Annotated in this window: 21 protein-coding genes; 15 read left to right on the plus strand and 6 right to left on the minus strand. The window is 63.8% G+C overall.

Annotated features, from left to right (window positions below; translation table 11 throughout):
- Positions 1-208 precede the first annotated feature (208 nt).
- Both R4P47_RS01085 and R4P47_RS01090 read left to right on the plus strand, forming a co-directional pair.
- Positions 209-1390 (plus strand): RtcB family protein, encoded by a 1182-nt coding sequence (locus R4P47_RS01085; RefSeq protein WP_317547743.1) that lies wholly within the window; start codon positions 209-211, stop codon positions 1388-1390.
- Between the two features lie 163 nt (positions 1391-1553).
- Complete coding sequence (locus R4P47_RS01090; protein WP_317783904.1) at positions 1554-3272, plus strand: metallophosphoesterase; 1719 nt, start codon at positions 1554-1556, stop codon at positions 3270-3272.
- Between the two features lie 69 nt (positions 3273-3341).
- Here R4P47_RS01090 and R4P47_RS01095 read toward each other — a convergent pair whose 3' ends face one another.
- A complete protein-coding gene (locus R4P47_RS01095; RefSeq protein WP_094686688.1) occupies positions 3342-4358 on the minus strand; it encodes a magnesium and cobalt transport protein CorA in 1017 nt (338 codons plus the stop codon).
- Positions 4359-4467: 109 nt separating this feature from the next.
- Complete coding sequence (locus R4P47_RS01100; RefSeq protein WP_317783905.1) at positions 4468-4749, minus strand: PASTA domain-containing protein; 282 nt, start codon at positions 4747-4749, stop codon at positions 4468-4470.
- Positions 4750-4861: 112 nt separating this feature from the next.
- Here R4P47_RS01100 and R4P47_RS01105 point away from each other — a divergent pair, with 112 nt between their 5' ends.
- The 10 genes from R4P47_RS01105 to R4P47_RS01150 all read left to right on the plus strand — a co-directional run bounded on the left by R4P47_RS01105 (position 4862) and on the right by R4P47_RS01150 (position 13815).
- Complete coding sequence (locus R4P47_RS01105) at positions 4862-5476, plus strand: trimeric intracellular cation channel family protein (RefSeq protein ID WP_317783906.1); 615 nt, start codon at positions 4862-4864, stop codon at positions 5474-5476.
- A 55-nt stretch (positions 5477-5531) separates the two neighbouring features.
- Positions 5532-6218, plus strand: coding sequence for a response regulator transcription factor (locus R4P47_RS01110; protein ID WP_032395747.1), 687 nt, complete (start codon positions 5532-5534; stop codon positions 6216-6218).
- Positions 6218-7669 carry a sensor histidine kinase gene (locus R4P47_RS01115; RefSeq protein WP_149405599.1) on the plus strand — a complete coding sequence of 484 codons (1452 nt, stop codon included), beginning with the start codon at positions 6218-6220 and terminating at the stop codon, positions 7667-7669. Before R4P47_RS01110 ends, R4P47_RS01115 begins: the two co-directional genes overlap by 1 nt.
- Before the next feature lie 101 nt (positions 7670-7770).
- Positions 7771-9306, plus strand: a complete 1536-nt coding sequence (locus R4P47_RS01120; RefSeq protein ID WP_317783907.1) for a S1C family serine protease — start codon at positions 7771-7773, stop codon at positions 9304-9306.
- Between the two features lie 89 nt (positions 9307-9395).
- On the plus strand, positions 9396-9893 hold the full coding sequence (locus R4P47_RS01125; RefSeq protein ID WP_037191958.1) for a molybdenum cofactor biosynthesis protein B: 498 nt from the start codon (positions 9396-9398) through the stop codon (positions 9891-9893).
- A gap of 8 nt (positions 9894-9901) precedes the next feature.
- The gene (locus R4P47_RS01130) at positions 9902-10105 is read left to right on the plus strand and encodes a hypothetical protein (protein WP_269594632.1); all 204 of its coding nucleotides are present in this window, start codon (positions 9902-9904) and stop codon (positions 10103-10105) included.
- A 561-nt stretch (positions 10106-10666) separates the two neighbouring features.
- Positions 10667-11353 (plus strand): MspA family porin, encoded by a 687-nt coding sequence (locus R4P47_RS01135; protein ID WP_317783908.1) that lies wholly within the window; start codon positions 10667-10669, stop codon positions 11351-11353.
- A gap of 319 nt (positions 11354-11672) precedes the next feature.
- The gene (locus R4P47_RS01140; protein WP_317783909.1) at positions 11673-11954 is read left to right on the plus strand and encodes a hypothetical protein; all 282 of its coding nucleotides are present in this window, start codon (positions 11673-11675) and stop codon (positions 11952-11954) included.
- Positions 11955-12352: 398 nt separating this feature from the next.
- Positions 12353-13021, plus strand: coding sequence for an MspA family porin (locus tag R4P47_RS01145; protein WP_317783910.1), 669 nt, complete (start codon positions 12353-12355; stop codon positions 13019-13021).
- A 62-nt stretch (positions 13022-13083) separates the two neighbouring features.
- Positions 13084-13815 carry an MspA family porin gene (locus R4P47_RS01150; RefSeq protein WP_317783911.1) on the plus strand — a complete coding sequence of 244 codons (732 nt, stop codon included), beginning with the start codon at positions 13084-13086 and terminating at the stop codon, positions 13813-13815.
- A gap of 111 nt (positions 13816-13926) precedes the next feature.
- Here the strand turns inward: R4P47_RS01150 and mscL are convergent, their stop codons facing one another.
- The 4 genes from mscL to R4P47_RS01170 all read right to left on the minus strand — a co-directional run bounded on the left by mscL (position 13927) and on the right by R4P47_RS01170 (position 16287).
- On the minus strand, positions 13927-14400 hold the full coding sequence (gene mscL, locus R4P47_RS01155; RefSeq protein WP_037191966.1) for a large conductance mechanosensitive channel protein MscL: 474 nt from the start codon (positions 14398-14400) through the stop codon (positions 13927-13929).
- A gap of 43 nt (positions 14401-14443) precedes the next feature.
- Complete coding sequence (locus R4P47_RS01160) at positions 14444-15106, minus strand: SAF domain-containing protein (RefSeq protein WP_317783912.1); 663 nt, start codon at positions 15104-15106, stop codon at positions 14444-14446.
- Between the two features lie 89 nt (positions 15107-15195).
- Entirely contained in the window at positions 15196-15540 is a 345-nt protein-coding gene (locus R4P47_RS01165; RefSeq protein WP_317783913.1) for an FmdB family zinc ribbon protein, read from the minus strand.
- A 153-nt stretch (positions 15541-15693) separates the two neighbouring features.
- Entirely contained in the window at positions 15694-16287 is a 594-nt protein-coding gene (locus R4P47_RS01170) for a 5-formyltetrahydrofolate cyclo-ligase (protein WP_317783914.1), read from the minus strand.
- Positions 16288-16394: 107 nt separating this feature from the next.
- Between R4P47_RS01170 and R4P47_RS01175 the strand changes: the two genes are divergently transcribed.
- From R4P47_RS01175 to R4P47_RS01185, 3 genes are all read left to right on the plus strand, one after another.
- Complete coding sequence (locus tag R4P47_RS01175) at positions 16395-17348, plus strand: UTP--glucose-1-phosphate uridylyltransferase (protein ID WP_037192236.1); 954 nt, start codon at positions 16395-16397, stop codon at positions 17346-17348.
- Between the two features lie 33 nt (positions 17349-17381).
- On the plus strand, positions 17382-18641 hold the full coding sequence (glp, locus tag R4P47_RS01180) for a gephyrin-like molybdotransferase Glp (protein WP_032395737.1): 1260 nt from the start codon (positions 17382-17384) through the stop codon (positions 18639-18641).
- 72 nt (positions 18642-18713) lie between these two features.
- Positions 18714-19361, plus strand: a complete 648-nt coding sequence (locus R4P47_RS01185) for a GNAT family N-acetyltransferase (protein WP_149405146.1) — start codon at positions 18714-18716, stop codon at positions 19359-19361.
- Positions 19362-19384: the final 23 nt, after the last annotated feature.

Here is a 19384-nt window from a genome sequence, read left to right on the forward strand (position 1 = left end):
CGCGTGGGCAAGGTCTCGCTCGATAGGGTCCTCGTCATGCGCGCAACCGTTCTGTCTGGTGCCGCTCTCGACACGAGAGCAGGTACGGGCCTTGTGCTGCGCGCGTATTCACCGGAGCGATGCGCCGCTCCCTGCGGTAAACAAGCTCCGCTCGTGAATCGACCCATCGAATAGCGCCCTCTTGTGCAAGGGGGCAGGAAGGAACATCATGCCCCCGAACAAGGTGGGCTTGCGTTTGCTCAATTGGGCTTCACAGCTCGAAGACAAGACTCTCGAGCAGGCCCGTGAGACCTCGTCGATGCCGTTCGTGCATCCGCACGTCGCACTGATGCCCGACGCCCACAGCGGTATGGGCAGCGCAGTCGGAACTGTGATCCCGACATTGGGTGCAGTCATTCCGGCTGCAGTCGGAGTCGATATCGGCTGCGGAATGATCGGCGTCCGAACAGAATTCACCCTAGACGACGTCGACGGCCGCAATCTGACGGACCTGCGACTCGCCATCGAGGCAAGCATCCCGCTGTCTCCGGGCAACTACAACGTCGGCGTCGACCGGTGGGATTTCACCGCGCCCAAGTTGCTCGAACTCGAGGAGTTGGCGGCCAAGGACGGTGTCGAGCTGAACCACTCACCGCAGTGGCGTGAGCAGCTCGGTTCGTTGGGCGGCGGCAATCACTTTGCCGAGTTGTGCCTCGACGAGACCGATCGAGTGTGGCTGTTTCTGCACAGTGGATCGAGGGGCGTGGGCAACAAGATCGCCAAGAAGCACATCGCCATTGCGCAGCGATTGTGCGCGCAGTGGTGGATCCCGTTGCCGAACAAGGACTTGGCGTACCTGCCCGAGAGTGCGCCGGAATTCGGACGGTACATCCGAGACCTGAAGTGGGCGCAGCGGTTCGCGTACCTCAACCGTGCCGAGATGATGGACAGGTTCGGTGCGGTGTTCGCCGAGTGGATGGGGACCGACGACCATCGCGAGGTCGAGCGGATCAATTGCCATCACAACTACACGGTGAAGGAAACGCATGCGCACAAGGAGGTCTGGCTCACGCGTAAGGGCGCGGTAGACGCACACGAGGATGTCAAGGCGATCATTCCCGGGTCGATGGGAACTTGTTCGTACGTGGTCGTCGGTAAGGGCTCGCGGGCCGGACTGTGCTCGGCTCCTCACGGTGCCGGTCGGCAGTTCTCGCGGACCGAGGCCAGGAAGCGGTTCACCCACGAGGACCTGCAGGAGCGAATGAAGGGGATCGAGTTCCGGGACAGTGCCGATTTCATCGACGAGATTCCCGACGCCTACAAGTCGATCGATGTCGTGATGGAGGATGCCCGGGACCTGGTGAGCATCGAGCACGAGTTGCGGCAGATCCTCAACGTCAAGGGGACCTGAGTTCACCTCCCGTCGTGCCTGGAAGTTCGTAGTGGGTCACGAGTTTCCATGCACGACGGGATTGTCCTCGTTCGTCCCGTTGTGCATCGGTGTTCTCATGCTGTTCACTCAAGTGCTTCGCTTGGTTAACGGAGAGAGCGGGCGTCACCGCCACGATCGAATCATGACGCTCAATCCCGCAGGCGAGACCGTCGCGACCGGCATCCCGGGCACACTCGCCGAGAACATGACCATGGCCGAGCAGCACGATTGGCATCGGTCGTTCCTGCGGCGACACCCCGTCAGTCGCCGAAACTTCCTGGTGGGAGCGGCCGCGACGGCCGCCGCGGTGGGCGTCGGGAATTCGGTGTTCGCACGCACCGCCTATGCGCAGGACGCTCCGCTGGCCGTTGCCGGTCGGCACATGGGATTCGGAAACGACCCGGCGACGCAGTTGCGGTTCTCCGCTCAGCTTTCTCGGAACCCCGGGCTCACCGGAGTCTTTCTCGACCACGGCCCCACGCCGGCGCTGGGCGCGACGACCTCTGCCGAGGTGCGCAACCTGATCAGCCAGGTACCGCAGACCGACGGCGGAATTCTGTCGGCAGAGCAGTACTACGTGCATGTTCCCGTCGACAATCTGACGCCGAAGTTGCCGCACTACTACCGCTGGCGCACCGCCGACGGCTTCGTGAGCGATATTCGCAGCGCATCTCCGGCGCTGCCGTCGGGCCGCATCGCACCGTTCAGGTTCACGATGATGGGCGATCAGGGTGTCGACGAAACGCCCTCGCAACCAGAAGGTCTGGTGGCCGGCGACTACGACGACCAGTATTACAAAGCGGACAACGAACCGTCGGTCAAGCACGCGCGCAACATCAGTCGGCAGATCGAGGCCTCGCACCCGGACTTCCACATCCTCGCCGGTGACATCGCGTATGCGGACCCGTCGGGTGCCGGTCTGCCGCCGCAGTTCGCGAAGCACGGACAGACGCCGCCGAAGGGATTCGACAAGTTCAACCCGTTCGTCTGGGACGGCTATTTCCAGGCGATCGAAGCCAGCGCGTCGACCGCGCCGTGGTTGTTCGCCACCGGAAATCATGACATGGAAGCGCTGTACAGCCCCAACGGATACGGCGGCCATGCGGCGCGTCTGGATCAGCCGAGCAACGGCCCCAAGGGCTGCCCGTCGGCGTACTCGTTCGTCTACGGCAACACCGCGGTGCTCTCGCTCGACGCGAACGACGTCAGCTACGAGATCAAAGCCAATACCGGGTACAGCGGTGGGGCCCAGAACACCTGGGTGGAGCAGACTTTGGCGAAGTACCGTGCCGATCCGAACATCGACTTCATCGTCTGCTTCTTCCATCACTGCGCGTACTCGACCACGTCGACGCATGCGAGCGACGGCGGGGTGCGCGACGCATGGGTATCACTGTTCGACAGGTACGAGGTGGATGTGGTGCTCCAGGCCCACAACCACGTCTTCGAGCGCACCGATCCCATTCGCGGCAATCGCGCGACTCGGGTGGCCGGTGACAACGCCACGGTCGACGGAAAGACCGACGGCACCGTGTATTACACCGTCGGCGGTGGTGGACGTCCCCGCTACACGTTCCAGGACGGCGAGGGCGTGAGCTATCGCGGCAACGAGTTGCCCGACACGGCAGTTCCCAACAGCTACGTCTGGGCACCGGACGGCACCAAGTCGGCCGAGTCCATCACCTGGTCGAGGGTGCGGTTCCTGAACTACTCGTTCGTCAGAGTCGATGTGGTGCCGGGTATTCCGGGCATCACCGCCAGCAGAATGACGATCGGTGCCATCGACGAATACGGCACCGAGTTCGACAGGTTGACCTTCACCCGCGACATCCCGATCGGCCCGAGGTTCGGTTCGTCCTGAGTGCCTGCGGCAGTGGTGCGGTTGAGTGCCCCCTGAGGCACTCGACCACACCACTGCGGCGGAGCCGCACTACAACCACTTCTGGCGCTTGAACACCACGAACAGTGCAGTCGAGCAGATCGCCATGGCGAGCAGTGCCATCGGGTAGCCGAGTTGCCATTTCAATTCCGGCATGTCGTCGAAGTTCATGCCGTAGATGGCGGCGATCAGGGAGGGCGCGAAAAGAATTGCACCCCATGACGAGATGCGTTTGACCTGTTCGTTCTGCTCCAGGCTGGCCTCGGTCATGTTGCGCATCTCTTCGTTCTGCTGCTGCGCGACGATGGTCGAGTGCACGGTCAACGCATTCTGCAGGTTGGACCGAAAGGACTCGATGCGGTCGGAGACTCGGATCGCGTGATCGTGCACGTCGCGCAGGTAGCGCTGCAGTTCCACGTCCACGTTGTACTTGTCCGAGCCTCGCTTGAGCGATTCGATCATTTCGACAAGTGGTTTTGCAGCACGGTCGAATTCGGACACTTCACGGAGCAGCGAATAGATTCGACGCGAGACCGACGGATCGCCGGTGAACAGCTGATCCTCGATCTCGTCGATGTCGTTCTGCAGTCCGGTCACCACCGGGACGTACTCGTCGACCACTTGATCGAGGATGCCGTAGAGGATCGCTTCGGGTCCGAGTTCGATCAGTTCGGGAGATCCTTCGAGGCGCTTTCGCACCATCGCCAGGTCGGGGGATTCGGCATGGCGAATGGTGACGACGAAATCCGGACCGAGAAAGATGTGCAATTCGCCGAATTCGACCTTTTCGGTCTCGTCGACGTACCGCGCGGGCCGGAGAACGACGAACAGTTGCTCGGCGTACCGTTCCAGTTTCGGCCGCTGGTGGGCTGCGATGGCGTCCTCGACGGCGAGCCGGTGCAGGCCGAACTCGTCTGCCACAGCCATGATTTCGGCGACCTCGGGTCGGTACAACCCGATCCATGCCATTCCGTGCCGCTCGCGCATGACCTCGAAGGTGATATCGAGGCTCTCGGGATTGGCAGTGCGTTTTCCGTTCACGTAGACGGCGTTGTCGATGATCGGCACTTGTTCGTTCACCTCGGTTCTGCGAAATTCTGCTGCGCACCGAGACTATCGCTTGCAACCGCAACGCGGACAGTCCCGCCGCCGGTTACGACGGGACGGTGCGGGCGAGCTAGTCGCGTCCGACGATCACCAGGATGGACGCGTTTTCGTTGACCTTGGCCCCTGCTTGAAAGCTGGTTCCGAGGACGATGGCGTCGGGTCGGTCGTAGTTGACACTCACGTTGGTGAAACCGGCATCCGAGAGTGCCTCCAAGGCTGCGCTTTCGGAGCTGCCGGCCACATCGGGGATCGTGGCCCGATCCGTGGAGGCTTGGGCGACCGCGCCGCCACCGAGTACAAGTGCTCCCGCCGCTGCGACTGTGGCGATGGTTTTCTTGAATCCGATACGCATGAGGTGCTCCTGGGGGTTGACATCGGTTACAACTCGAAGGTGCTCCCCGATGCTGGGGCCGGCCTCGGATGTTGCTGTGAGATCCCTGTCAGCGCCGTGACATGCTGGTCCGATGCTTCTCGACGTGCTCGGATTGATCGGTATCGCGGCCTTCGCGGCCTCCGGTGCGTTGATCGGAGTACATCGCCGGTTGGATCTGTTCGGGGTGTGCGTCGTCGGAATCACGACGGGCATCGGCGGTGGCATCATTCGTGATCTGCTGCTCGGCATCCACCCGCCGACGTCCCTGGACACGTGGCCGAACCTCACCGTCGGCTTCCTCGCCTCGCTGGTCGTGTTCGTCGCGCATCGGCAGATGGGCAAGGTGCGACGCGGAGTTCTGGTGCTCGACGCGTTCGGGATGGGCCTGTTCGCATCGACCGGCGCGACGATTGCCTTGGCTTCGGGCGGTAGCGCGTTGGCCGGAGCTCTCATCGGCACGACGACGGCCGTGGCGGGCGGCGTGATCCGAGACGTTCTGGTCAACGAAGTTCCGCTGCTGCTGCATCGGGACCTCTATGCGCTGCCGGCTCTGCTCGGTGCGTCGGCCGTGGTGTTGGCCGACGCTGCGAGTCTCCCGGAGAACGCGGGTCTGATCGTGGGAACACTGCTCGCGACGGGGTTGCGTCTGCTCGCGCTGTGGCGAAAGTGGAACCTCCCGCTGGCCAAGCACCTACCCACTCCGTAGTCGGATTGGGCACCCCTCTCAGACATATCTCAGTCGACCAGGACAAACTGTACGGATGCGGATATTGGTGGTCGACGACGATCGAGCAGTGCGTGAGTCGCTGCGCAGGTCGCTGACGTTCAACGGGTACACCGTGGACCTGGCGGTCGACGGTCTCGACGCGCTCGAGCAGGTTGCGGCGGCGCGTCCCGACGCCCTGGTGCTCGACGTGATGATGCCTCGGCTCGACGGCCTCGAGGTGTGTCGTCGGTTGCGCAGTGTCGGCGACGACCTGCCGATTCTCGTGTTGACGGCCCGGGACTCGGTGTCCGAGCGCGTCGCCGGCCTCGATGCCGGTGCCGACGACTACCTGCCCAAGCCCTTCGCGCTCGAGGAGCTGTTGGCTCGACTGCGGGCACTGCTTCGGCGTACAGCGATGGAAGCGGGCATCGACTCGGAGACCATGACGTTCGCGGACCTGTCGTTGGACCCGGTCACCCGTGAGGTCTCGCGCGCCGAACGCTCGATCAGCCTCACCCGGACCGAGTTCTCGTTGCTCGAGATGCTGATGACCAATCCGCGGCGGGTGCTCACCAGGAGTCGCATCCTCGAGGAAGTGTGGGGTTACGACTTTCCGACGTCGGGCAATGCGCTCGAGGTGTACGTCGGTTACCTGCGGCGCAAGACCGAGGCGGAGGGGGAGTCGCGGCTGATCCACACCGTTCGCGGTGTGGGTTACGTCCTGCGCGAGACGCCCCCGTGATGGTCGCTTCGTTCGGGCGCAAGTCGACCGACGGTGTCGGCTCGTCGCCGACGGGGATGCGACCACCGATGCCCCTGACACGGTCGGTGTCGCTGCGGTGGCGGGTGACATTGCTCGCGGCCTCCGTCGTCGCAATTGCGGTGGCTGTCATGGCCATTGCCGCGTACACGGTTGTCTCGCGGGCACTGTACGGCGATGTGGACACTCAATTGCGTTCTCGTGCATCGGCTTTGGCGGAGTCGACTCTGGTGTCCTATGATCCGCGTTTCGTTGCCGGAGCCACGTTGTACAGCACCGATGTGAGTGTGGCGCTGATCTACCCGGACATGTCCAGCTACAACCCGCCCGGGCCCAAGGTGCCGATCGGCGACGCCGAACTCGCTGTCGTGAGCGGACAACAGGAATCGTCTCTGCGCACACTCGACGATCAACGGGTGCTCGCGCTACGCACCAAGGACGGCAGCACTCTCGTCGTCGCACAGAGACTGCTGCCGACCGGGCAGGTGCTCGACCGTCTGGCGTGGGTGCTGTTGATCGTCGGTGCGTGCGGAGTGGTGCTGGCCGCTGGAGCTGGTATGGCCGTGGGCCGCACCGGTTTACGCCCGATCGCCCGGTTGACGGCTGCCGCCGAACGAGTGGCGCGCACCGACGATCTGACGCCGATTCCGGTGACCGGTGACGACGAGTTGGCCCGTCTGACAGAGAGTTTCAACACGATGCTCCGTGCGCTTGCCGAATCTCGGGGCAGGCAGAGCAGATTGGTCGCTGACGCCGGCCACGAACTACGGACACCGTTGACCTCGCTGCGGACCAACATGGAGTTGCTGATCGCGGCCGGACGCCCCGGAGCCCCGTCCATCCCGGACGAGGACATGGCCGAGCTGCGAACCGACGTGGTGGCGCAGATCCAGGAATTGTCCACCCTGGTGGGTGATCTGGTCGATCTGGCGCGCGAGGATGCGCCGGAGACGGTGTTCGAGCGAGTCGACCTGGCCGATGCCGTCGAACGCAGTCTCGAGCGAGCACGCCGCCGCCGCAACGAGATCGATTTCGATGCGACGCTGATGCCGTGGTTCGTCTACGGCGATCAAGCAGGCCTGTCGAGGGCCGTGCTGAACGTGCTCGACAATGCGGCGAAGTGGAGCCCGAGCGGCGGTGAGGTGCGAATCGCCATGCGGCAGATCGGCGATGGTCTGCTCGAGTTGACGGTGGACGACGCAGGACCGGGCATTCCCGAGGAAGATCGCGAGCTGGTGTTCGAGCGCTTCTACCGCTCCACGGCATCACGCTCCATGCCCGGAAGTGGCCTGGGCCTTGCCATCGTGCGACAGGTGGTCGTCAAGCACGGCGGCACCATCGGGGTCGAGGTGTCCGAGCGCGGTGGTGCCCTCATTCGAATCGTGTTGCCCGGTGAGGGTGCTCCTGATCCCACGACACTCTCGGCAAACTGATAGCCGGATCTCAGCGCACTCTCAGTACCGCCCTGCACAGTGAATAGCAAGAAGGCGGGCGGACCTCTACGACGAGGTCTCTACTGAAGGAAGCAACAACGATGAGCGACGACCGTAACGAATCCGAACAGACCGGACAGGGTGCCGGTGGCGAGCAGCATCCGGCGGACCGGGCTTCGCGCGGCGACGAGCAGAGCTACCCCACCCAGCAGCACCCGCCTCAGCAGGATTCCACTCACCAGCACCCGACGCAGCAGTTCCCGTCCCAGCAGACTCCACCCCACAACGCAGGGTCGCAACCCCCACAGCAGGGTTATCCGCAGCAGTACGCCGGCTACGGACAGAACCCCTACCAGCCCGGCTACGGGCCGTACGGTCAGCAGGGCGACCCACAGACCGCCCAGCACACCCACGCCCAGCCGCAACACGTTGCACCGCAATCCAACTCTGCGCCTGCCGCGGTGAAGACCCGCTCGGGGCGTTCTGCGCTGGTGGCCGGTGCCATCGCACTCGTGCTGGTCGGTGGCGGAATCGGCGGCGCAGTCGGTGCCATCGCGACCAACAACGCCAACGGCGGAGGGGGAGTGACCAACTCGTTGAACTCCACCGTCACCGCCGCAGAGCCGGCCGCCAATTTCCCCGACGGTTCTGTCCAGGCCGTCGCGAACAAGGTCCTGCCGAGTGTGGTGCAGATCCAGGTGACGGGTTCGCAGGAGGAAGGTGAGGGCTCGGGCGTCATCCTCAGCAGTGACGGCTTGATCCTCACCAACAACCACGTCGCGACGGGCGCAGGTGCCAACGGCAAACTCACCGTCGCGTTCTCCGACGGATCGGTCGCCGACGCGACGATCGTCGGTGCCGACTCGGTCTCGGACATGGCCGTCATCAAGGCCGAGGGCAAGTCGAACCTGACGCCGATCGAGCTGGGTTCGTCGTCGAACCTCGAAGTGGGTCAGCAGGTCGTCGCGATCGGCTCTCCGCTCGGCCTCGCGGGAACGGTCACCACGGGCATCGTGTCCTCTCTGAACCGGCCGGTGTCCACCTCGGGGGAGTCCGGCAATCAGAACTCGGTGATCGACGCCATCCAGACCGACGCTGCGATCAACCCGGGTAACTCCGGCGGCGCGCTCGTCAACACCGACGGACAGCTGATCGGCATCAACACTGCGATCGCCACGATCGGCGGCAGCCAGGGATCCGGAGCCCAGAGCGGATCCATCGGGCTCGGGTTCGCGATCCCGGTGGATCAGGCCAAGCGCATCGCTGACGAGTTGACCACCACAGGTAAGGCCACTCAGGCGATGATCGGGGTGCAGGTGCCGTCGCAGGACGACGCCAACGGCGCAACCGTCGTCGAGGTCACCGAGGGGGGCCCCGCCGCATCGGCAGGCATCCCGACGGGTGCCGTGATCACCAAGCTCGACGACCGCGTCATCTCGAGCGGTGACGCGTTGATCGCCGCGGTGCGCTCGCACGCTCCAGGAGACTCCGTCACCGTCACGTACAACGAGGGTGGCAGCGAGAAGACGGCCACGGTGACGCTCGGTACCGCGGAGCCCGCCCCGGCCCAGACTCAGACGCAACAGCAAGAACAGCAACTGCCCTTCCAGGTACCGTCGTTCCCGGGCGGTCGCTGATGTTACGAGAACCAGGCAGGCACGGAACGGTTGCAACGATTTACGCACAGCGTGAGCCGGGTGGAGGCCTTACTACTACGGTGAGCGGTATGGAACTCGACGCACCACTGGCAGGGCGCGCGTTGGTCGTCATCGTGGACGACCGAACAGCGCACAGCACCGAGAAGGACTCGAAGGGCCCGCTCGTCACGGAACTGCTGACCGAGGCAGGTTTCCTCGTCGACGGCGTCGTCGCGGTGACGGCAGACGAGGTGGATGTGCGGAACGCACTCAACACCGCGGTGATCGGCGGTGTCGACCTGGTGGTCTCCATCGGTGGCACAGGCGTCTCGCCGCGCGATGTCACTCCCGACGTCACCGCGGAGGTGCTCGACCGCGAGATTCCGGGTATCAGCGAGGCACTGCGATCGTCGGGACTGGCAGCCGGTTCGCTGGACGCCGGTCTGTCGCGTGGACTGGTCGGTGTATCCGGAAGCACGCTGGTGGTGAACCTGGCCTCGTCGCGGGCTGCGATTCGCGACGGAATGGCGACGCTGACGCCGCTGGCGAGTCAGGTCATCGCCGAGCTGTCCGGATTGGACGCATAGCGATACCGATGAGCGAAAAGCCGAACGACGATCGATCGGCCGAAGACGACGCGAGCCGGGCCCGAGCAGAACGGGCCCGGCTCGCTCGCATCTTCGGTGAAGTTCTGCCGGAGACGACCGGAGACGAGCGAAGCGACGGTGCGGGTACCGAATCCGGCGGCCCGTCCTCGGACGAATGGTTGAAGCAACAGCGACCACCTCATTACTTCTGATGTGATCCACAACACATTTATTCGCTCTGAATGACAGGTCTGTTAGTTACTCGTTTACCTGGCGTTAGCGAGCTACCCGGCAGTAGCTCGAGGCGGCAAGGTTCAAAACGGACGTCGCGGACGCCTCGCAGACCGGACTATTCGGCTGACCGGGACATGACGGAGTCGAAGTATTCCCACATCAGGGTCGGTTTACCCGAATGAGGCAGATGTAACAGTTCGACGCCTCCGAGAGATGCTGTGACTCGGGTTATCGCTAACACTGCTGTGAAAGTTGTTCACGCCGCCGAAACACATCACGAGTCGGCAACGTTTGGGGGCCGATCGTAGGGATTGTCACGGTCAGGCATCTCCTCTAATGTTCCCCTCAGCTTCCGACAGTGAGGGTGTGGGACCAACCGGTGCCTCGCCTCGAGTTCGGAACTGAACTACAGGATGAGGCCGTCACGGTCGCATCCGGCTCGGGCTCGTACGCATCGTTGCGTCCGATCTAGTTCGAGGGTGAAAGCCACAAGCTTCCCCGTGCGACACCGCGCTGGGACTGAACATGATGAGGAATAAATGACGGAGATCCAGAAGTCGCGGCGTAGCCGGGGACTCAAGTCCATGAGCGCTGCGGTTGTCGCCGGCGCGTCGGTCGTCGGTCTGGTACTCGGTACCGGAACCGCGTCCGCTGCAGTGGACAGCACCAACACGGTCGTCGATGCCAACGGCAACGTCATCACCGTGTCGCTGTCCGACACCTTCATCAACAGCGTCTCGCCGCTCGACGGCAACCCGCTCACCCGTGAGTGGTTCGCCAACGGTGTCGCAGGCTGGACCGTCACCGGTCCCGACGCCGACGACTTCGAGGGCACCGTCGCCATCGGCTACCAGGTCGGCTACCCGATGAGCCTGGGTGGATCGGTCACCTTCGGTTACACCACCCCGAACTTCAGCCTCGGCGCTGAGATCAACAACGCCGGCGAAGGTTCGATCAGCGGAAGCACCAGCGACCTGCTCCCGTCGGTTGGCTTCGAGGCCGAGATCGCTCCCGGACCCGGCATCGTCGACGCCACCGCTGCCTCGGGCAACGTCCAGGGCACCGAAGGTGACGCCGAAGGCCCCTCCGGCACCATCCAGATCGCGAACGCTCACGGCACCGCTACCGGCATCCTCGGTAACGTCCGCGTTCGTCCGTACGTCTCGGTCACCAGCTCCACCGGTGACGTTGCTGTCACGTACGGCGCACCGTGGACCTTCAACTGATCTCGATCGGTTGATCAACAGCAGCACCCTCGGCTGACCTAGCCGAAATCGATTGGGCCCGCCCGGGTATCCCGGGCGGGCCTGATTGCTGTGTACTAGTGGAACCGAACGAATCGATAATGCAGGACTGTGCTTCGGTATTGCCTGCGAGAAGGGGTCCGGGGGACCGACAATGAAAACGAAAGCTCTCTCTGCCGCCGCCTGTGCGGCATTTCTACTTCTGGCCGGCTGTAGCAGTGAATCCTCGGATGCATCATCGGGGGAGAATGCCGAAAGCTGCACAGCCTTCGCGACTTCGCACAATGCCTTTGTCGCCACTGTGGAAGCTGTCCCCACCGATCAAGCCGGCGTCGAGAAGTGGACCGCGGACAAATCCGCTTCGCTGAGTGAATTCACCACCCAATCGGAACAGGCAACAGGCGATGTCAAGAACGCTCTGACGACGCTCGTGGCCGATCTGCCTGCCGATTCGCTGGAACTGTCCGAGCCGGACAGTGAATCCGGCCAGAAATTCGTCGACAATTCGAATGCAGTTGCCTCGGCTTGTGAAGCCGACGGCACATCCATCACGCTCGACGAGTTTCCGCTGTTGAAGTTCTAGTTCGGGAGAAACAGTCGACTATGCCCTGCAATCTGCGGATTGCAGGGCATAGTCGCGCCGATCGACCGAATTGGGCGCCGAAAGAGATCCTCGGATCGCACCTGCGTCGGTATTCGGTCCGTTTTGTTGCATGCATTGTGCACCCGAGACGTCTTTTCTTGCTTTGTATCAGCACAATTCGAGCGATCGATCCGAAAAGTGACAGCTGGTTGCGAGCCGGCCCGCTGTTTAGGTAGCGCAAGCAGGGAAGGTATCTGTGAGATGCTGATACACGCAACCATGTTGCGTCCGTTGTGGATGCTTCGTACCGATTTGTACAGTATTCTTCTGCGAGAAAAGATGTCCCCCGATCGGTCCGACCATCGGATGGGGCATCGGCCGGTCATACGAGGGGAATCATGAACAATATTCGTCACTCCGTGCTGCGCAAGGTAAGTCGAATTGCTGCAGTGAGCGCGGCGTCGGCCGTAGCTGTCGGAATGCTTTCGGTCGGTGCTGCCAATGCCGATACGTTCGTTCCATTGCCGAACGGTGAGAAGGTGGCGGGGCCGTACAAGATCTCGCATCTCGACGAGTCGGCTGTCATCTCGCCCGCGATCGCGAACAATCCCCTCAATCGAAACGGCTGGGTCACCGGCACCGCTACTGCCGACACTCCCGAGGGAGTGACCGGAACCCTGAAGACGGGCTACCTCGTCGGTTGCCAGCTCGACATGGACGACCTGAGCCTCGATATGAACGCCGGCTTCGGCATCGAGGGCGGCAACACCAACATCATCACGCTCTTCCCCATCCCGTTCCAGATCGGCGGCGAGGGTGAGACCACCAACAAGTTCGAGGGTGGCGTCGGAATCAACGTCCCCATCAAGGACAAGGAAGTCGCGCAGGTCGAGCTCGGCAGCAAGGACGTCAAGGGCCCGTTCACCGCGATTCAGTACCAGGACGTCGGGATCTCCGTGGAGAACTGCGGTGGCTACGCACAGGCACGCTCGTACACCACACTCGAACTCACCGGCAACTACCGCTACAAGGGCACGCTCTACGGCCAGCCGTTCAGCCTCGGCTGAGCATCCCACCACTTCACCCACCCTCGCCTAGAGCGCGTTTCACTTTCCCAAAAGGGGTAGCTATGCAGAACACCACCACCGTGCGGCGTGGATTCCAGACGGCCGCAGCCGGAGCCGTCGGCGCGATCGCCATCGGGTTCCTGTCCGCCGGAGCGGCCAACGCCGACACCTTCGTTCCACTGCAGGACAACGAAATCAGCAAGACGCTGATCGACGGAACCACCGTGACCGTCAAGGGATTCGGCCAGAGCGCGCTGATTTCGCCGTCGATGGGTGCCACACCTACCCAGCGCAACGTGTGGGTCACCGGCAACTACACGGTCGAGACCTCCAACGCCAGTGGCGGATCCATCGAGCCGGGCTTCCTGGTCGGGTGCCAGGTCGATTTCAGTGCCGCGATCGGTGCCGATGGAAACGCGTCGTTCGGCCAGGGCAACACGATCTCGCTGGAGCCGGGTGATCTCAGCTCGCTGACAATCGACCGCACTCAGCCGAACACCTACGACATCGGTGCAGGCGTCGAGCTGAATCTCGCCCCCGGCCAGTTCAACGACGTCAAGCTCGTGGCCGACGAGAAGTCCGCGGAGATCGACGGTGTCACGGTTGCGACCGAGGTCTCGAACGAGTTCTCGTTCGACGGCAACGGCGGCGGCTACACCTACGCCGACGAGACCCTGAGCGTCGCCGGATGTGCCGGCTACGCGGAGGCCCGCTCGTACGTGAAGGTAACCATCGACAACGATGCGGTCACGGCAACCACCACACTGTGGGGACAGCCGTTCAGCATCGGCTGACGCTACAGCCGAGATCCACGTAGGGGGGTCGCACCCCCGCAACGAATGAATGCGCCATTCACGCTGTCAGACAACGTGAATGGCGCATTCATTCGTCGAAGCAGACCGGCGTCAGTCCTTGGAATGTTTGCCGAGATCCGGAGCTGCGTCCATGGCCTCGCCGCTACCGCCGGTGGTGTCGGCTGCGGTTGACAGTTTCTGTCCCGCTGCGGTTCCTCCCGCGAGGATGTCGCGAATCTGCACCAGCACGTCGACGTCGCTCAGTTCCTTCTCCGGCTGGCTCACGAAGCGCTTCTTCGCCGTGTTCACCGGGAGTATCAGCACGAAGTAGACGACGGCCGCGATGATGACGAAGTTGATGATCGCGGTGATGACGGCACCGACGTTGACGAACGATTCCGGCGACGACGTGATCTGAAACCCGAAGCCGTATTCGTTGCTGCCACCGAGGGCAGCGACAAGGGGGTTGATGACATTCGTCGTGAATGCGGTGACGATCGCGGTGAATGCCGCGCCGACGACCACTGCAACTGCGAGGTCCACGACATTGCCGCGGAGTAGAAAGTCCTTGAAGCCCTTCAGCATGAGCCCTTCTCCCAACGTTCGGTTTGTTCTGTCTCGAGAGACGTTAGTGCAGGGTCACCGTGAGCGCGCTGACCAACGAGGCAGCCGCGACCGTCGTCGCGTCGTTCGTCGGTAGGGCCAGTAGTACGACGCGGTCTCGCTGCCGAGTGCCACCGGCGTCGGCGGACACGAGCACAACCATCGCTCCTGACGCCAGCACCCGGGCCGCGGGGACGGCATTCGGGTCGTCCTGAGACTCCACCGTCAAGACGTCGACGCGATCGCCTTCCCGCAGCAGGTCGGTCACCGCGGCGTCGGCGAGATGCACCGGTACCACGCGTGCCTCCGTCCCCAGAGCCGTTGTGGCGGTCCGAGATCCGAGCAGGCGCACGTCGGTGAGCAATTCGCCCGCTCGGACCGGCCCGGTGAGTGTCTGACCGTCCACGGCCTCGGATTCGACGAGTGCGCCCTCGGGGACGTTCGCCCGGTCCCACTCGGCGACCACCACATCGGCCGGCGTCAGTACGGTGCCGGGCGTCAGGTCGCGTCCGGCGGTGATCACCTGGACTCGGTTGTCGCCGGCTGCGTCGTCGAGGAACAGCACCAGCGCGACCGCGACCAGAACCCCGGCTGCGATTCGTCTGAATTTCGTGGATCCGACCCACGCCGGACGCAGGGTGATGCGATCGAGCAGCGTCGAGTCGAGTCGATTCTTGCCGGCAGCCATGGCGCAAACGGTATCGCTGCCCGAGCCGGAACAGGCACCGAAAAGGCCGGGCTGTGGATAACGGCCCGGCCTGTGGATGAAGCGGAAAACTACTGGCTGGCAGCAGCTTTCGTGGTCGACGACGTAGAAGAACTGCTCGACGACGACGAATCCGAAGATTTCTTCTCGGCGGGCTTCGATTCGGACTTGCTGTCCGATTTCGTCGCCGCCGCATCGGACTTCTTCTCGCTCGCGCCTTCGCTGGAGGTGCTGGCGCCGCCGCGGCTGTCGGTGCGGTAGAAGCCGCTGCCCTTGAAGACGATGCCGACGGAGTTGAACAGCTTGCGAAGCTTGCCCGAGCACGCGGGGCACACCGTCAGCGTGTCGTCGGTGAAGGACTGAACGATGTCGAAGCGGTTGTCGCACTCGGTGCATGCGTATGAGTAAGTGGGCATCGTGTTTCCTCCGCGCTGGTCACCGAGGAAATTCGCCGCTCTGCTGGCCGAGGCCGAACACCGCCGGTGTCTTGTCTGTTCGTCGAAACTGTCGAAACTGGGGAGAGCATTAGCACTCTACAGTCAGGAGTGCCAACGAATCGAATCCTAGCGTTATTCCGTACTCAAGCGTACGAGCCCGCCGGCGGTGAGCACGTGCGTCACCCGTCTGTCGTGCGATTCGGCGGGTAGCCGATCGACCACTTCGCTCTCGCGCACCACCGCGACCAGCATCGCGTCGGGTCTGCACAGGTCGAGAGTTCGATCGTAGAAGCCTGCGCCTCGGCCCAGCCTGTTTCCGTTCCGGTCCACGGCCAGCGCCGGAACGAGAACCAGAGTGCACTCCGACACCACGTCGGGATCGAGCGTCGGTCCCGACGGTTCCAACAGACCGAACGGGGCTTTCACCAACGACTCACGCCCGGCGTATCGAGCCCAGCGCAAGGGACCCGGCTCGTGCGCACTCGGAAGCAGAACGACCGACCCGGCCGCGGCCATCGCGTCGAGCATCTCGATCGAACCCGGCTCGCTGCCGACAGGAACGTACGCGGCGACGACGGGGTGTTCGGCAGCCAATTCGCCGAGGACGTGACAGAGTGCAGAGGACTCCATTGCGCGTTGCGCACCGTCGAGCAGTCGGCGTTCGGCGAGAACATACTTTCGCCATCGATCCTTGGGCGTGTTCTCCGTGAAATCGGGAACGGTCACAACGATTCGTCCTCCCTTCCTGTGCTGTCGTTCAACGATATGCACTCGGGGGTAAAACGCAGCACACGGCGAGCAGATCACCAGAAACCATGGATAGGGTGAGCACCATGACAGAAGCCGTTACAGCGACGACCGCCGCCACGCCCGTGCATTTCCGCACGGCCATCGTTCCCGCAGCGGGCATGGGTACCCGGTTCCTGCCGGCCACGAAAACCGTTCCGAAAGAACTGCTTCCAGTGGTCGACACTCCCGGTATCGAGCTCGTCGCCGGCGAAGCCGCAGATTCCGGCGCGCAGCGACTGGTGATCGTCACGTCCCCCGGCAAGGACGGCGTCGTCGCTCACTTCGTCGAGGACCTCGTACTCGAGAACAAGCTGGAGGCCAGCGGCAAGCTCGAAATGCTCGAGAAGGTGCGGGTTGCCCCGGGTCTGCTCGACGTCCAGTCGGTCATTCAGCACGAGCCGCTCGGACTCGGACATGCCGTCGCCTGTGCCGAGGAAGTTCTCGACGACGACGAGGATTCCGTTGCCGTTCTGCTTCCCGACGATCTGGTGATGCCCCGCGGTGTGCTGGACGTCATGGCCCGCGTGCGCGCCAAGCGCGGAGGCTCGGTGTTGTGCGCCATCGAGGTTCCCGACGACAAGGTCTCCTCCTACGGCGTCTTCTCGGTCGAGATCGTGCCCGACGCGGTCAACCCGAACGTCCTCAAGGTCACCGGTATGGTCGAAAAGCCCAAGCAGGAGGACGCCCCGTCCAACCTGGCCGCCGCAGGCCGGTACTTGCTGGACCGCGCGATCTTCGACGCTCTGCGACGGATCAAGCCCGGTGCAGGCGGCGAGCTGCAGCTCACCGACGCCATTGCCCTGCTGATCGAAGAAGGCCACCCCGTCCACGTGGTGGTGCACCGCGGATCGAGACACGACCTCGGAAATCCCGGGGGATACCTGCGCGCTGCGGTTGACTTTGCTCTACAACGTGACGACTACGGTCCGGCGCTGCGTGAATGGCTGAACGAACGCTTGAGCGACAGCTGGGCACCGGAACTGACCACGTACGAATAGCATCGCGGGTCGATGCCATAGAGGAAGGGCCAGATGCGCTCGGTCGAAGATCAGCAGACCAGGGTGACCGCCGCGGCGGTGGCTCCACGGCCTGTTCGGGTCGCCATCTCGGAAGCACAGGGCCTGCTGTGTGCAGAAGAAGTGGTCACCGAGCGTCCCCTTCCCGGTTTCGACCAGGCAGCCATCGACGGCTACGCGGTGCGGAGCGTCGATGTGGCGGCCGCGGGCACCGACCTGCGCAACGAGGACGACGAACGCATCGACCTCACGCTTCCCGTCGTCGGCGAGGTGTCCGCCGGATCGCGCCAACCCATCCGGTTGCAACCCCGGCAGGCAGTGCGCGTCGATACCGGCGCGCCGCTGCCCACGCTGGCCGACGCGGTGCTGCCGCTCGATCGCACCGACAGCGGACGGGCCCGAGTCAAGGTGTTCCGTCCGGTGCGCTCGGGTGATTACGTCCGCAAGATCGGCGACGACGTACAGCCCGGAGACGTGGCGGTGCGCGCAGGCACGATCATCGGCGCAGCTCAGGTGGGACTGCTCGCAGCCGTCGGGCGCGACAAGGTGCTGGTGCATCCGCGGCCGCGGCTCTCGGTCATCTCCGTGGGCGGCGAACTGGTCGACACCGATCGAACCCCCGGGCCCGGCCAGGTGTACGACGTCAACTCCTATGCGCTGGCCGCCGCGGCGCGCGACGCCGGAGCCGACGTCAACCGCGTCGGGATCGTCAGCACCGATCCCAAGCGACTGCGCGAAGTGGTCGAGGGTCAGTTGATCCGTTCCGAGATCGTGGTCATCGCCGGAGCAGTGGGCGGCGGTGCATCGGACGGTGTGCGTGAGGCGCTCGGCGAACTCGGTGACATGGAAGTGGAGCGAGTTGCCATGCACCCCGGATCCGTCCAGGGCTTCGGTCAACTCGGACGCGACGAGGTCCCCACCTTTCTGTTGCCGGCCAACCCCGTCAGCGCGCTGGTGGTGTTCGAGGTGATGGTGCGTCCGCTGATTCGCATCGCTCTGGGCCGACGGCAGCCGATGCGTCGGACCGTGACCGCACGAACCGTCGCGCCGATCACCTCGATCGAGGACCGCAAGGGATTTCTCCGCGGCCAGCTCATGCGTGACGAGGGAACCGGTGAATACCTGGTCCAGGCCCTCGGCGGTGCACCCGGATCGTCCTCGCATCTGTTGGCCACACTCGCCGAGGCGAACTGCCTGGTCGTCATCGATCCCGAGGTCACCGAAATCCGAACCGGCGAGGAAGTCAAGGTCTCGTTCCTCGCTCAGCGAGGCTGACGCCAGTGGTGCGGTCGAGTGCCGCCTGGGGCACTCAACCGCACCACTGCGCGGAGCGCATACGATCGACGGATGCCGCGAACGTGGTCGAGCCACCCAGGTTGGCCGGCGAAATTGGGTCCAGTGCGAGTGGCCGGCGGAACCGTCACGTTGAGGCCGGTACGGATGCGCGACGCGGCCGCCTGGAGTCGGATTCGTACTGCGGATCGCGCCCACCTCGAACCCTGGGAGCCCAGTGGCGAGGGCAGCTGGAATTCGCGACACCACATCTCCTCGTGGCCGACCCTGTGCTCGGGCCTCAAGTCCGAGGCGCGCAAGGGACACATGCTGCCGATGGTCATCGAAGTCGACGGTGAATTCTGCGGGCAGATCACCACCGGAAACATCGTGCGGGGCGCACTGCGTTCGGCCTGGATCGGGTACTGGGTCTCCAAGGAGGTCAACGGCAAGGGTGTGGCCACCGCGGCTCTGGCGCTCGGTCTCGACCATTGCTTCGGCCCGGTCGGACTCCACCGCGTCGAAGCGACGGTTCGACCGGAGAACCTGGCCAGCCAAGCGGTGCTGCGCAACGTCGGCTTTCGCGAAGAGGGATTGCTCTACAAGTACCTCGACGTCGACGGCGAATGGCGCGATCACAAGCTCGTCGCGATCACCTCGGGTGAGGTGCAGGGAACCGTTGTCGATCGGTTGGTTCGCAACGGTCGGGCCGCGTGGGCCTGACGGCCGACCGCGTCTGATGTTGT

Origin of the sequence: Rhodococcus sp. IEGM 1370, assembly GCF_033142325.1 — a bacterium.
Lineage (GTDB): Bacteria > Actinomycetota > Actinomycetes > Mycobacteriales > Mycobacteriaceae > Rhodococcoides.